Source organism: Sporosarcina ureae, assembly GCF_002082015.1.
Lineage (GTDB): Bacteria > Bacillota > Bacilli > Bacillales_A > Planococcaceae > Sporosarcina > Sporosarcina ureae_A.
On the sequence record NZ_CP015109.1, the window covers coordinates 2,375,766 to 2,389,482 of the forward strand.

12 protein-coding genes are annotated in these 13,717 nt (G+C 46.2%); 11 read left to right on the forward strand and 1 reads right to left on the reverse strand.

Annotated elements, in window-relative coordinates; genetic code table 11:
• Positions 1–397: 397 nt before the first annotated feature.
• The 11 genes from SporoP17a_RS11710 (at position 398) to SporoP17a_RS11760 (ending at position 12,853) form a co-directional block, all read left to right on the forward strand.
• The gene (locus tag SporoP17a_RS11710) at positions 398–4,072 is read left to right on the forward strand and encodes a nitrate reductase subunit alpha (RefSeq protein ID WP_083034831.1); all 3,675 of its coding nucleotides are present in this window, start codon (positions 398–400) and stop codon (positions 4,070–4,072) included.
• The gene (narH, locus tag SporoP17a_RS11715; RefSeq protein ID WP_083034833.1) at positions 4,062–5,678 is read left to right on the forward strand and encodes a nitrate reductase subunit beta; all 1,617 of its coding nucleotides are present in this window, start codon (positions 4,062–4,064) and stop codon (positions 5,676–5,678) included. The genes SporoP17a_RS11710 and narH overlap by 11 nt, the downstream gene beginning before the upstream one ends.
• The gene (gene narJ, locus SporoP17a_RS11720) at positions 5,671–6,240 is read left to right on the forward strand and encodes a nitrate reductase molybdenum cofactor assembly chaperone (RefSeq protein WP_083034836.1); all 570 of its coding nucleotides are present in this window, start codon (positions 5,671–5,673) and stop codon (positions 6,238–6,240) included. The genes narH and narJ overlap by 8 nt, the downstream gene beginning before the upstream one ends.
• Positions 6,233–6,928, forward strand: a complete 696-nt coding sequence (gene narI / locus SporoP17a_RS11725; RefSeq protein WP_083034838.1) for a respiratory nitrate reductase subunit gamma — start codon at positions 6,233–6,235, stop codon at positions 6,926–6,928. Before narJ ends, narI begins: the two co-directional genes overlap by 8 nt.
• Positions 6,929–6,957: 29 nt before the next feature.
• Positions 6,958–7,437 carry a GAF domain-containing protein gene (locus SporoP17a_RS11730; protein WP_083034840.1) on the forward strand — a complete coding sequence of 160 codons (480 nt, stop codon included), beginning with the start codon at positions 6,958–6,960 and terminating at the stop codon, positions 7,435–7,437.
• Positions 7,418–8,500 carry a sensor histidine kinase gene (locus SporoP17a_RS11735; RefSeq protein WP_083034841.1) on the forward strand — a complete coding sequence of 361 codons (1,083 nt, stop codon included), beginning with the start codon at positions 7,418–7,420 and terminating at the stop codon, positions 8,498–8,500. The genes SporoP17a_RS11730 and SporoP17a_RS11735 overlap by 20 nt, the downstream gene beginning before the upstream one ends.
• Positions 8,481–9,131 carry a response regulator gene (locus SporoP17a_RS11740; protein ID WP_083034842.1) on the forward strand — a complete coding sequence of 217 codons (651 nt, stop codon included), beginning with the start codon at positions 8,481–8,483 and terminating at the stop codon, positions 9,129–9,131. The genes SporoP17a_RS11735 and SporoP17a_RS11740 overlap by 20 nt, the downstream gene beginning before the upstream one ends.
• A gap of 15 nt (positions 9,132–9,146) precedes the next feature.
• Positions 9,147–9,680 (forward strand): hemerythrin domain-containing protein, encoded by a 534-nt coding sequence (locus SporoP17a_RS11745; RefSeq protein WP_237262317.1) that lies wholly within the window; start codon positions 9,147–9,149, stop codon positions 9,678–9,680.
• 68 nt (positions 9,681–9,748) lie between these two features.
• Positions 9,749–11,260: an MFS transporter gene (locus SporoP17a_RS11750; protein ID WP_083034844.1), complete on the forward strand. Its 1,512-nt coding sequence runs from the start codon at positions 9,749–9,751 to the stop codon at positions 11,258–11,260.
• A 42-nt stretch (positions 11,261–11,302) separates the two neighbouring features.
• Positions 11,303–12,322: a ThiF family adenylyltransferase gene (locus tag SporoP17a_RS11755; protein WP_083034845.1), complete on the forward strand. Its 1,020-nt coding sequence runs from the start codon at positions 11,303–11,305 to the stop codon at positions 12,320–12,322.
• 12 nt (positions 12,323–12,334) lie between these two features.
• A complete protein-coding gene (locus SporoP17a_RS11760; protein ID WP_083034846.1) occupies positions 12,335–12,853 on the forward strand; it encodes a MogA/MoaB family molybdenum cofactor biosynthesis protein in 519 nt (172 codons plus the stop codon).
• A gap of 358 nt (positions 12,854–13,211) precedes the next feature.
• Here the strand turns inward: SporoP17a_RS11760 and moaC are convergent, their stop codons facing one another.
• A complete protein-coding gene (gene moaC, locus SporoP17a_RS11765) occupies positions 13,212–13,703 on the reverse strand; it encodes a cyclic pyranopterin monophosphate synthase MoaC (protein ID WP_083034847.1) in 492 nt (163 codons plus the stop codon).
• Positions 13,704–13,717 lie beyond the last annotated feature (14 nt).

Consider the following 13,717-nt stretch of genomic DNA (forward strand, 5'->3'; position numbering starts at 1 on the left):
TTGTATATAATTCTATCATTTATATAAATAAAATCAACTTAATATTATGAGAACTATACTAATTTTTCCATACGATTGAGAAATACAGTTAAAGTTACACACATGACAAATCGAATGCGAAAGCCATCATAAAGTATTCTCTCTTACTCAGAAAATAAGACAGGGGATTCAGGAAACGAGAATAGGGAATTCCCCCATAGGAATGAAAGTAAAAACACGTATACTTGTATAATATAAAGAAGTTTTACGAGGTTTGGTTAAAAAGTCCTGTGATTCAGAGTAAATAATAGGGAATTCCCTTAGATTAAAATCAGATTAATTAAATTATTTGAGGGTAAGAAGAGTAGTAGGTCTGTTTCATTTACTGCTACATTCTGAGAAGGAGTGGAATTATTCGATGAAAAAGAGATTCGGATTGAAATATTTTAAACCCGTCGAGAGTTTTTCTGGAAATTGGTCAGTGCTCGAAGAGAAAAATCGTGATTGGGAAAATATGTACCGACAGCGCTGGTCGCATGACAAAGTGGTGCGTACGACGCATGGCGTAAACTGCACAGGCTCTTGTAGCTGGAAAGTTTTCGTCAAGAACGGCATCATCACATGGGAAAATCAGCAAATCGATTATCCTTCCTGCGGACCGGATATGCCTGAATTCGAACCGCGTGGTTGTCCGCGTGGTGCATCATTTTCTTGGTATGAATACAGCCCATTACGCGTGAAGTATCCTTATATAAGAGGGAAACTGTGGCGCATGTGGAACGAAGCACTGGAAGAAACGAAAGATCCAGTGAAAGCATGGACAGCGATCGTTGAAGATCCTGAGAAATCCAATGAATACAAAAAAGCCCGCGGTAAAGGCGGTCACGTTCGGATTCATTGGCGTGATGCGACGATGCTGATTGCGGCACAACTCATCTATACGGTACAAAAATACGGTCCGGATCGCGTAGCAGGATTTACACCGATTCCTGCCATGTCAATGGTCAGTTATGCATCAGGCGCGCGTTTCATTTCATTGCTCGGTGGCGAGATGCTCAGTTTCTACGACTGGTATGCAGATCTACCACCGTCCTCTCCACAAATCTGGGGTGAGCAGACAGATGTACCAGAATCGAGTGACTGGTTCAACGCAGGCTATATCATCATGTGGGGCTCCAATGTTCCGCTTACACGGACACCAGATGCGCACTTCATGACGGAAGTTCGCTATAAAGGAACGAAAGTAGTCTCGGTTGCACCCGATTATGCGGAAAGCGTAGTGCACGCCGACGACTGGATTGGGGCGAACCCGGGAACAGACGCAGCAGTTGCTCAAGCTATGACGCATGTTATTTTGGATGAATTCTATCAGAAACGTAAAGAACCAACATTTATAAACTATGCCAAACAATACACGGACATGCCCTTCTTGATTCTACTAGATCCGCATGAAGATTCCTATAAAGCCGGACGTTTCTTGCGTGCAAGCGATCTTGGACAGCAATCGGCACACGCTGAATGGAAACCCGTCATATTTGATGAAGCGAAAGATGAAATCATCGTTCCAAACGGCACGATGGGGCAACGCTGGGAAGAAGACGTCAAGTGGAATTTGCAACTAGAAAACGAAGATGGCACACGCGTTGAGCCTGCATTATCTATCGAAAAGCAAGCAGAACAATGGCATGAAATTCATTTCCCGTACTTCGATAACCGAGGAAATGGCACATTCAAACGCCCGATTCCAGCGATGAAAGTACAATTCGCTGACGGCACAGAGCGTTTAGTGACTACAACATATGATGTCATGCTGAGTCAGTACGGTGTCAACCGGATCGACAGTGAGCTAGAGGCGACAGGTTATGACGATGTGACTTCTATCTATACACCGGCTTGGCAAGAAGCGATCACGAATGTGAAACCGGAACTCGTTACGCAAATCGCCATGGAGTTCGCGCAAAATGCCGTCGACACAGGTGGCCGTTCGATGATTATTATGGGCGCAGGCATCAATCACTGGTTCAACAGTGACACGATCTACCGCGCGATCCTTAACTTGGTGACGTTGACAGCTTCACAAGGAGTGAACGGCGGAGGTTGGGCGCATTACGTAGGACAAGAGAAATGTCGTCCAATCGAAGGTTGGAGCACGATTGCCTTCGCGAAAGATTGGCAAGGACCACCACGTCTGCAAAACGCTACCTCATTCTTCTACTTTGCGACGGACCAATGGAAGTATGAAGAAGCGGGGACAGATACATTGATGTCGCCACTTGGCGGTGAAGCAAGATACCAGCATCCGGCAGACTATAACGTACTGGCGGCGCGTCTCGGCTGGTTGCCATCTTATCCTCAGTTCAATAAAAATAGTTTATTGCTCGTGGAAGAAGCGGCGAAGCTTGGGAAGACGGATACAAAGGAAGTCGTTTCACATGTCGTCGATCAACTTAAATCCGGTGAATTACAATTCGCAGCGGAAGATCCAGGTGCACCGGAAAACTTCCCGCGTTCATTATTCGTCTGGCGCTCGAACTTGATCTCCAGTTCCGCAAAAGGACAAGAATACTTCATGCGACACTTACTCGGCGCTTCGGACGGCTTGCTTGCGACGCCGAACGAAGATATGAAACCGAAAGAAATGGTTTGGCGCGATGAAGTGGAAGGCAAGCTCGACCTATTAGTAGCGCTCGATTTCCGTATGACCGCGACGCCACTTTATGCAGATCTCGTACTTCCGGCTGCGACATGGTATGAAAAAGTGGATTTATCTTCCACTGATATGCATCCATTCGTCCATCCATTCAATCCGGCAGTTAACCCATTATGGGAATCCAAATCGGATTGGGATATTTACCGCGAAATCGCAAAAACGTTCTCGACACTTGCGGAAACGCATTTGCCAGGCGTCTATAAAGACTTAGTCACATCTCCTCTAGCACATGACTCGGTTCAGGAAATTTCTCAGCCGATGGGCGAGGTGCATGACTGGAGTAAAGGTGAAATCGAAGCCATTCCTGGCAAAACGATGCCGGGCATGACCATCGTAGAGCGTGACTTTACGAAGATCTATGATAAATACATTACGCTTGGGCCTTTATTGTCCACAGGGAAAACGGGCGCGCATGGTGTCAGTTTCTCCGTCGCGGATGAATATGAAATGATGAAAGGAATTAACGGTATTTATGAGGATGATACCGTGAAAGACGGCTTGCCTAAATTGTACACAGCGAAACATGCAGCAGAAGCGATGTTGACCTTATCTTCCGCAACAAACGGTCGCGTGTCGCAACGTGCATTTGAAGCAGCGGAGCACGACACGGGCGTGGAATTGAAAGATATTTCGGCAGACCGCGCAGCAGAACGATTCACATTCGCAGGCATTACCGCACAACCGCGTGAAGTCATTCCAACACCAGTCTTCAGTGGTTCCAATAAACTCGGCAGACGCTACTCGCCGTTTACAACAAATATCGAACGTCTCGTGCCATTCCGGACGTTGACGGGAAGACAGCATTTCTACGTCGATCACGAATTATTCCTAGGATTCGGTGAAGCATTGCCAGTCTATAAACCGACGCTTCCGCCATTTGTTTTCGCAGATCGTGATGCAGATATTAAAGGTGGACAAGATGCACTCGTACTGCGCTACTTAACACCGCACGGCAAGTGGAATATTCACTCGACATACCAGGACAACCAGCACATGTTGACGTTGTTCCGTGGAGGTCCAACCGTTTGGTTATCGAATCTCGATGCAGAAGAGCACGGAATCGACGACAATGCATGGCTCGAAGTATATAACCGAAACGGGGTCGTCAATGCACGTGCCGTGGTCAGTCACAGAATGCCTAAAGGTACGATGTTTATGTACCACGCACAGGATAAGCATATTCAGATGCCTGGCTCGGAAATCACCGAGCAACGCGGAGGAAGCCATAATGCGCCGACGCGAATTCACATGAAGCCGACTCAAATGGTAGGCGGCTATGCACAGCTCAGTTATGGATTCAACTACTACGGGCCGATCGGTAATCAACGTGATGTCTACGTCGCAGTCCGTAAGATGAAGGAGGTCAATTGGCTTGAAAATTAAAGCGCAAGTTGCGATGGTGATGAACTTAGACAAGTGTATTGGGTGTCATACATGTAGTGTGACGTGTAAAACGACATGGACGAACCGTGAAGGTGCCGAGTATATGTGGTTCAATAACGTAGAAACGAAACCGGGGATCGGCTACCCGAAACGCTGGGAAGACCAGGAACTCTATAAGGGTGGCTGGCAGTTGCGAAAAGGGAAATTGGAATTGAAATCGGGTTCTAAACTATCGAAAATCGCACTCGGTAAAATCTTCTACAATCCCGATATGCCTGAAATGAAAGATTACTACGAGCCATGGACGTACGACTATGAAAAATTAACATCCGCACCGGATCAAGAACATACGCCGGTGGCACGTGCAAAGTCTGTAGTCACAGGCGAATACATGGCTCCAGAGTGGGGCCCGAACTGGGAAGATCAGTTAGCTGGTGCACATATTACCGGACCAACTGACCCGAATATCGAGAAAATTGAAGAAGAAATTAAATTCAACTTTGAACAAGCATTCATGATGTACTTGCCACGACTATGCGAACACTGCTTGAACCCGAGCTGTGTAGCTTCTTGTCCATCAGGTGCTATGTACAAGCGTGACGAGGACGGAATCGTTCTGGTCGATCAGGAAGCATGTCGCGGATGGCGCTACTGTATGACCGGTTGCCCGTACAAGAAAGTGTACTTCAACTGGAAAACGAATAAAGCCGAGAAGTGTACGTTCTGTTTCCCGCGCGTGGAATCTGGTTTGCCGACAGTTTGTTCCGAGACATGTACAGGTCGAATCCGCTATCTAGGTGTCTTGCTTTACGACGCAGACCGCGTGCAAGAAGCTGCATCTACACCGGATCCGAAAGACTTGTACCAAGCACAATGTGATTTGTTCTTAGATCCGCATGATCCGGAAGTCATCGAGCAAGCAATCAACGATGGCATTTCCGAAGACTGGATTGACGCAGCACAGAACTCACCTGTTTATAAATTAGCGATTGAATACAAGCTAGCATTCCCATTGCACCCGGAATACCGGACGTTGCCGATGGTGTGGTACGTTCCACCGCTTAGCCCGATCATGAACTACTTTGAAGGTAAAGACTCCATCAAAAACCCGGACATGATTTTCCCGGCTATCGAAGAAATGCGAATCCCGCTTCAATATTTAGCTAATATGCTAACGGCTGGAGATGTGGATATCGTCAAGGGAGGCTTGCAACGTATGGCTATGATGCGTTCGTATATGCGTGCGGTTTCTTCAGGCAAGGACTTCGACGAATCTAAACTAGAGCGTGTTGGATTGACAGCGAAACAAACGAAGCAAATGTATCGTTTGCTTGCCATTGCGAAATACGAAGATCGTTTTGTGATTCCGACTTCACATAAAGAAAGTCAGATGAACGTTTACCGTTCCCAAGGTTCTGCGGGATACGACGGCATGGGTACGTACGGTGAACAAGCACCTGCTCAAAATCCGTATTCTTCATTCTCTGTAATGGGCTCAGACGGAGGGTGTGACGGTTGTGGACCTGTAACTCCGGGAGCTGCTCCAGTGAAAACGGGCAAGCAAATCTATGAAGAGAATTTCTATGGGGGGATCTGGCGTGATTAATCTTGATCTCTTATATGAAAAGAAGCATATCTTCGGCTTTTTCTCCCATCAACTGAACTACCCAGAAAAGCTGACATTCCATCCAAATATGTGGGATGAGTATATAACAGAAGATGCTGCAGGTTACGAGGACCTGCAGCTCTACTGGGAAGCAATGCAAACATACAGTTTGGATGAAATACAGGAGATGTACACGTACACATTCGATTTTCAAAAAGACGCTACACTGTTTATGACCTATGTAAAATTTTCAGACTCGAAAGAGCGTGGTCAGACGCTGGCGCAGTTAAAAGTGTTATACGAAATGTTCGGGCTCGAAATGCCGGATGAAGAACTATCTGACTTGCTTCCGTTAATGTGTGAATTTATTTATGCAGCTGAATGGAAGGGAGATCCGCGAGCGCAACAGAGCTTCACGATGTTGCTTGCGGTCATCGAGGACGGTTCGTACTTCTTGATGAAAGCACTTGAGAAGTATGAAAGTCCATGGCTACATTTGATCCGTGCACTGCGTGAAACATGTAAATCATGTATTCAACGGGAGGTTTCCGCTAATGACTAGTCAATTCTTGTGGGTCATTTTTCCTTATATCTGTATCGCGGTATTTATTGTAGGGCATATTTTCCGTTACCGTAATGACCAATTCGGCTGGACCGCGAAGTCGAGTGAGTTTATTGAAAAGAAACAATTAATGATCGGTAGTTTGCTGTTCCACATCGGAATCTTCCCCGTTATTTTAGGTCATGTGGCGGGACTTGGGATTCCAAAAGAGTGGACACGTGCCATGGGAATCAGTGACCATATGTACCATATCGGTGCCGTATGGGGTGGTGGATTTTTTGGAGTCGTTACATTCGCCGGAATGATTATTTTAACATCCCGTCGTTTCACGAAGAAAAATGTACGCCATCTATCTTCTCGATCCGATTTAATTGTCAATTCGTTGTTGCTGTTGATCGTATTCCTCGGTGTCTACAGCTCATTGATTACGAACACGATGACACCGGGATTTGATTACCGTGATACGATTTCGGTCTGGTTCAGGTCGTTACTCATATTCCAACCGGAAGCCGCGTTCATGGCATCAGTTCCCATTATGTTTAAGCTTCATGTTTTGACTGGATTCCTCATTTTTGCGATGTGGCCATTCACGCGCCTTGTGCACGTGTGGAGTGTGCCATTGAATTATGTAGGTAGAAGTTATATCCTATATAGAAAACATCAGCCGACCAAACAATCACCTCGGTAAGCGAATGATAAATAATGGGAGATTAAGCTATGACGGGACAAGCAAATAGTACTTTCCAACTGGCGATTGACGAATTGAAGGAAACGCTTCATGCGGATTTCATTGGCTTAGCGTTAGTGGATTTGAAGAAATATCATCACGACTTTAGATGGCGATATGTAACGGGGAATATCAGTTCACGCTATCGTAGAATTGTCCTTCAATCAGGAAAAGGTGTGGCAGGAATTGTTTTCAAGACAGGAAAACCGATGAGTATCGAGAACGTAGACGTAAGTGTAATGGATGGAGATCTCTATAACTATCCAATTGTCGTATTTGAAAAGCTAAAAAGTTTTGGCGCGATCCCACTATTCCTTAATGATCATGTGCAAGGCGTACTTTTGATTGGCTATCGTGAAGCGAACCGGTTAACGGCTGACAAGTTTGAGCAATTCAAGCATGCAGTAGGACCTCAATTCGGACCGTTTCACATGAAGGAGCGATTGAAAGATGACATTATTGAACAATGACCAACTGACGACTATGCTGCATAAATTATACGATCGTACGACAGAAGCAATGTTCTTTTTCGGCTCGAACGGTGAGATCCTATCCATGAATGAAGCGGCGAAACAAATTATGGAGCCCGCGCTCTATGAAAAAATGCTACAAGGTGAAGCCGACGCGATGTGTCTTACATGCCGCGGCTTTACGAGCGAAGAGGAACAAATGACGTGTGTCTCATGTTTTATGGAGAAACCACAACAAACAATATCTTCATTCCAACTATATTTGGAGACGAAAGACCTTGGCGTACAACCATACAGCGCGACGTATCAGGTGTTAGATGAAGAGAACTATGTGTCCATGCTAATGTTGCGCAATTTAACGCGACAAACCCAGACGTCCGAAGTTCTCCATCAAAAGTTGCGTATGCAACAAGTCATTTTGGCGCAGGAAAACGAACGCAAACGTATTTCACGCGAGCTGCATGACAGTGTAGCGCAGGAGATGCTCAGTTCACTCGTCGATTTACGCGTATTGAAATATATGGGCATGACGGAAAAAGCGCTCGAGAAGTTGCGTCAAACGGAAGGTTCATTGATGCGCTTGCTCGATGAGATTCGTCATTTATCCGTCGAACTGCGACCGGCTGTACTCGATGATTTTGGACTGGATGCTGCTTTTCGAACGCACATCAAGAATCTGGAAAAGAATTACGGATTGTATGTTCATTTCGAATCCGATTTGAGAGAATGTCGTTATGAAGGTGCGATTGAAACGGTTGCCTATCGTATCGGCCAAGAAGCGATTCTCAACTCCATGAAATATGCTCAAGTAGAAGATGTCTTTTTAACATTGAATGAAGTCGATGGCCAGCTGCAAATAACAGTATTAGATGAAGGTGTCGGCTTCGATATCAATGACTTTACACCGCAAGGCACGGGCCTTGGTCTGTATGGCATGAAAGAACGGGTGGAACTAGTAGGTGGTAATTTGACAATCGCTTCTAGTCAACAAAAAGGCACGACAGTCCAAGCGACCATTCCACTGAAGAAGGAGAGAGCAACAAGTGAAAATCATAATAGCTGATGATCATGCAGTCGTCCGCACAGGGTTCATGCATATATTGAATTTCCAAGACGATATGGAAGTCGTGGCCACGGCGGCAGATGGATTGGAAGCATATGAACTAGTTGCAAAGCACAGACCCGATATTATTTTACTGGATCTTAGCATGCCTCCTGGCCAAAGTGGATTGATTGCGACAGGTAAAATTCATGAAGATTTTCCCGAAACCAAAATCGTCATTTTAACGATGTACGATGATGAGGAGTATATGTTTCATGTACTGAAAAACGGTGCAGCAGGCTATATTTTGAAAAATGCTCCTGATGAAGAGTTGCTACACGCCATTCGTGAAGTATACGACGGCGGGACGTATGTTCATCCGTCTATGGCGACGTCGCTTGTGAGGGAGTTTGTGAAGAAAGGAACGAAAGAGGCAGAAGAAAATGATCCGTTCAAGATTTTATCTAAACGGGAAGTCGAAATTCTGCCTTTGGTCGCAAAAGGTTACGGGAATAAGGAAATTGCAGAAATGCTGTATATTTCCGTCAAGACTGTAGAAGCGCATAAAGCGAAAATGATGGACAAACTGCATTTGAAGAGCCGTCCGGAACTCGTCGAATATGCGCTGCGCAAGAAACTTTTGAATTTCTAAATGAAGAGGTGAAGGATGATGGTCAATACAGGATTCACGCATACGCTACCTGCATTACGCGTGCTCGAAAACGAACATCGTTTCCTGACATCTTTGATGGAGCAGTGGCATGCGATCGTACTGGATTTTGAGAATGATAGATTCACGCGTGACGAAGGTCTCGAAGCACTCAAGAGATTGCGCGAGCTAGTCGTCGAATTCATTGATCCATTGAAGAATCATACAGAAAAAGAAGAGGAATTTCTGTTCCCGATGCTAGCGAAATATGTGGGCAGTGATCAAGGGCCGGTTCAAGCCGTGCAAGAAGAACACGATGAGATTGATGCGTTTATCGGACATTTCCTTCATCACACAAGAGGCGATTTATCAGAGTTTACACTCGCCATGATGCAAGATGTCGTAAAAGACGCAGGCGAGGCATTTGAGGTGATTATGATTCATTTTGTAAAAGAAGAAAACGTCATCTTTCCAATGGTTCTATCGGTCTTGCTTGCTAAAGAGCAAGATGAATTATTCGAACAATTATATACGTCTATTCTACCGGAATAACGAATAATGAAGATGAAAAAAGAGTAAGTGGGTTGTTTTGCAACTAATTTTAGATTGGATGGATTCCTATGACACAAAAGATTCAGTTGCCTTTACAGACGGCAAATCTAGTTGTCGGCTTCATGGTGTGGGTCCTGATCTCTTCTTTACTACCGTTTATTAGCGAAGATATCAACATTCCACCAGAGCGCGTGGCCATCATCACAGCGATCCCTGTAGTACTCGGCTCAATTTTGCGTATTCCACTGGGTTACTATGCCAATGTCTATGGCGCGCGTATGATGTTTTTCATCAGTTTCATCGTTTTACTATTTCCTGTCTACTACATAAGTGAAACATCAACAGTGACAGGACTATTGATTGGCGGTACGTTACTTGGGATAGGGGGCGCGATTTTCTCTGTTGGTGTTACGTCGCTACCGAAGTACTATCCTAAAGAAAAGCACGGGCTCGTCAATGGTATTTACGGAATGGGGAATATCGGGACAGCGATCACGACGTTTGCCGCACCGGTGCTCGCTATGAAGTTCGGTTGGTCGTTGACTGTCAAAATGTACTTAATTTTACTGCTTGCGTTCATCGCAATGAACTTCTTCTTCGGTGACCGTAAAGAAGTAAAAGTGAAAGCACCCATTGTCGATCAAATTAAAGGTGTGTATAAGAATGAGAAACTTTGGTTCTTCTCGTTGTTCTATTTCATCACATTCGGTTCATTCGTTGCGTTTACGGTATTCTTGCCGAGTTTCCTCGTTAATTACTTTGAACTTGATAAGGTCGACGCAGGACTTCGTACAGCCGGCTTCATCGTCGTCGCGACGCTATTGCGTCCAGTCGGTGGTTGGTTAGGTGATAAATTCCAGCCGTTATTTTTATTGATGGGCTGTTTCGCAGGGTTGACAATCTCGTCCATCGTCTTAGCATTTTCCCCGGATATCGGACTGTACACAGTCGGCAGTATTATGATTGCGGCAGCGGCTGGTATCGGAAACGGTGTGATCTTTAAACTGGTACCGATGTATTTCAGTAAGCAAGCAGGTACTGTCAACGGGATCGTATCGATGATGGGTGGTCTTGGTGGATTTTTCCCTCCATTATTACTCGCAACGATTTTCTCGATGACGGGTTCCTATTCAATAGGATTCATGGCGTTTTCACAAGTATCGTTAGTCAGTCTTGTATTGGCTATCTGGCTCTACTACATGGATCGCACGAGCTTGTCTAAAGAAGTATTCGATTCAACTGGGCAAGGTATTCTCGTGACCAATTCAAAAGGGTTGATTCTTTCGGTCAATCCGGCATTTACGAAACTAACAGGTTACAATGAAGAAGAAGTTCTCGGTAAGAGTCCGAGCATCTTAAGTTCAGGCCGACATGATCGAGCATACTATGACGACATGTGGCGCACCATTGAGGAACAAGGTGAATGGCAAGGTGAAATTTGGAATAAGAAAAAGAACGGCGAAGAGTATCTGGAGTTCCTATCCATCAGTTCGGTCATAGATGGAACAGGCGACGTAGTTCGCTATGTTGGTTCATTCAGTGATATTAGTCCAGAAGCAAACGCAGGCAATCGGTCTTAACCGATTGCCTCGCTTGTGGTGTAATGAAAGGAAGTAGATCCAGTGGAGAATCGTTATTCAAGGCAAACACTATTTCAACCTATTGGCACGTCGGGACAGCGGCAACTATCAGACTCTCATGCGGTCATCATAGGCTGTGGTGCGCTCGGTTCATCGATTTCCGAGACGCTTGTGCGTGCAGGAATTGGTAAAATAACGCTAGCAGACCGCGATTATGTGGAAGCATCCAATTTACAGAGGCAACAATTATTCGTCGAAGCAGATGCGAAAAACAGTGTGCCAAAAGTGGTAGCGGCAGCCCGTCGCTTGCATGCGATTCGAGAAGACGTGGACATTACGACGGTGCTCGACCATATCGACGGACCATTGCTCGAAGAAATGGCGGTCGGCGCGGATATCTTACTCGACGCAACCGATAATTTCGAGACCCGTTTGCTGATCAATGACGTCGCATGGAAACTGAATATTCCTTGGGTGTATGGCGCAGTCGTGAGCAGTTCAGGCAGCGTCTTTCCTTTCATTCCAAGCAAAACACCGTGTTTTCGTTGTCTATTACCGGTTATGCCGGCGGTCAATGAAACATGTGATACAGTAGGGGTAATTGCACCCGCTGTCCAAATTTCGGCTGCACATCAAAGTGCGGAAGCGATGAAATGGCTGACGGGAAATGAAGACGCCATGCGTACAAAACTTCTGCATTTTGATGTGTGGAATAATACATCAGTGGAAGCGGGAATCAGCCGGATGAAGAACCCACAATGCGAAACTTGTGGTGAACATCCGACATATCCCGCGTTGCATCAGGCAGCGGGTACACAATACGCTGTGCTGTGCGGTCGTGATACAGTACAAATCATACCCGATGCAGGACGTAAATTAACGGTGGCGGACGGCGTGAAAGTCGCACAGCAACTAGGATCGAAATACCGGGAAACGCCATTTTTCGTGGAGTTTCAAGCAGAAGGCTATCGTTGTATTTTATTCGGCAACGGCAGGCTGTTGATTCATGGTCTGAAAGATATGCGAGAAGGACGAAAAATTTATCATTCATTATTCGGCTAGGAGGAACAGCAAATGGAGAAGGCTCATTTACCACAGAAAGCGCGTGATCAATCGATTGCAGTCGCAGTGCTGACGATCAGTGATACGCGGACCAAAGCGGATGACAAAAGCGGCAAGGTGATCTGCGATAAGTTGGCCGAAGCGGGACATACCGTGAAAGCATACGAAATTTGCCCGGATGAAGCGGAGCGTATTGAAGAACAGTTGTCCACTTGGTCTTCCGATTCGTCCATTCAAGCTATGATTTTCACAGGCGGAACGGGGATTGGCGCACGGGATATTACAGTGGAAACCGTGTCACCTCATTTCACGAAGCCATTAGACGGATTTGGCGAACTGTTTCGCTTTTTGAGTTATACCGAAGACGTGGGATCAAAAGCATTGCTCAGTCGCGCGGCGGCTGGCGGAATTGGCTTGCAAGCGGTGTTTTTATTGCCGGGCTCTTCGAAGGCCGTGACGCTCGCGATGGATAAGCTGATCGTGCCGGAATTGCCGCATATTGTGCATGAGTTGGGGAAGCATTTGGGTTGAATTAGGATGGGGGTATGAGCGGCTACGGGGTTTTATAGAGCGGCTAGGGTGGAAGTATGAGCGGTTGCGCGGTTCGATAGAGCGGCTGGGTTGGAAGTATGAGCGGTTACGGGGTTTGATAGAGCGGTTGGGGTGGAAGTATGAGCGGCTACGCGGCTTGATAGAGCGGCTGTCGTGGAAATATGAGCGGCCACGCGGCTTGATAGAGCGGTTGGGGTGGAAGTATGAGCGGTCACCCGGCCCAATAGAGCGGCAAGCATGAAACTATGAGCGGCCACACAGCCCAATAGAGCGCTCAAGCCATTTCATTGAGCGCCAACCCAACCCAACCCAACCCAACCAAAAAAACGCGCGACATTCAGTCCGCGCGTTGATAATCTCCATTTTTCCCACCTGATTTATGCTGTAGCATCGTCGGGCCGATCACCATATCTTTGCCGGCTGCTTTACACATATCGTAAATTGTCAACGCGGCGGCAGAAGCGGCAGTCAAGGCTTCCATTTCGACGCCGGTTACGCCTCTCGTTTTGACTTCGGCTTGGATGAACACGTTATAATGGGAAGATTCTTCATCGATCTCCCAATCAAATCGGACATCTACCCCTGTTAATGGGAGTGGATGGCACATGGGAATGATGTTGGACGTGTTTTTCGCGGCCATAATGGCGGCGACTTGCGCAACTGCGAAGACGTCTCCTTTTTTATTTGTGCCTTGTGTAATTTGCTCGTGGATCGATTGGTTGACGAGGATGGACGATGTTGCGATCGCCGTACGTAATGTAGTTTCTTTTTCGGACACGTCGACCATTTTGGCGCGACCTTGTTCATTGAAGTGTGTAAGTTCGGACATGAGGATCATCCTTT

What these genes read in the sequence shown, in the direction of transcription:
- SporoP17a_RS11760 (WP_083034846.1), top strand. Translation starts at nt 12,335, where the DNA reads ATGGAGAAGGCTCATTTACCACAGAAAGCGCGTGATCAATCGATTGCA.
- SporoP17a_RS11735 (WP_083034841.1), top strand. Translation starts at nt 7,418, where the DNA reads ATGACATTATTGAACAATGACCAACTGACGACTATGCTGCATAAATTA.
- SporoP17a_RS11710 (WP_083034831.1), top strand. Translation starts at nt 398, where the DNA reads ATGAAAAAGAGATTCGGATTGAAATATTTTAAACCCGTCGAGAGTTTT.
- SporoP17a_RS11745 (WP_237262317.1), top strand. Translation starts at nt 9,147, where the DNA reads ATGATGGTCAATACAGGATTCACGCATACGCTACCTGCATTACGCGTG.
- moaC (WP_083034847.1), bottom strand. Translation starts at nt 13,703, where the DNA reads ATGTCCGAACTTACACACTTCAATGAACAAGGTCGCGCCAAAATGGTC.
- SporoP17a_RS11730 (WP_083034840.1), top strand. Translation starts at nt 6,958, where the DNA reads ATGACGGGACAAGCAAATAGTACTTTCCAACTGGCGATTGACGAATTG.
- SporoP17a_RS11750 (WP_083034844.1), top strand. Translation starts at nt 9,749, where the DNA reads ATGACACAAAAGATTCAGTTGCCTTTACAGACGGCAAATCTAGTTGTC.
- narI (WP_083034838.1), top strand. Translation starts at nt 6,233, where the DNA reads ATGACTAGTCAATTCTTGTGGGTCATTTTTCCTTATATCTGTATCGCG.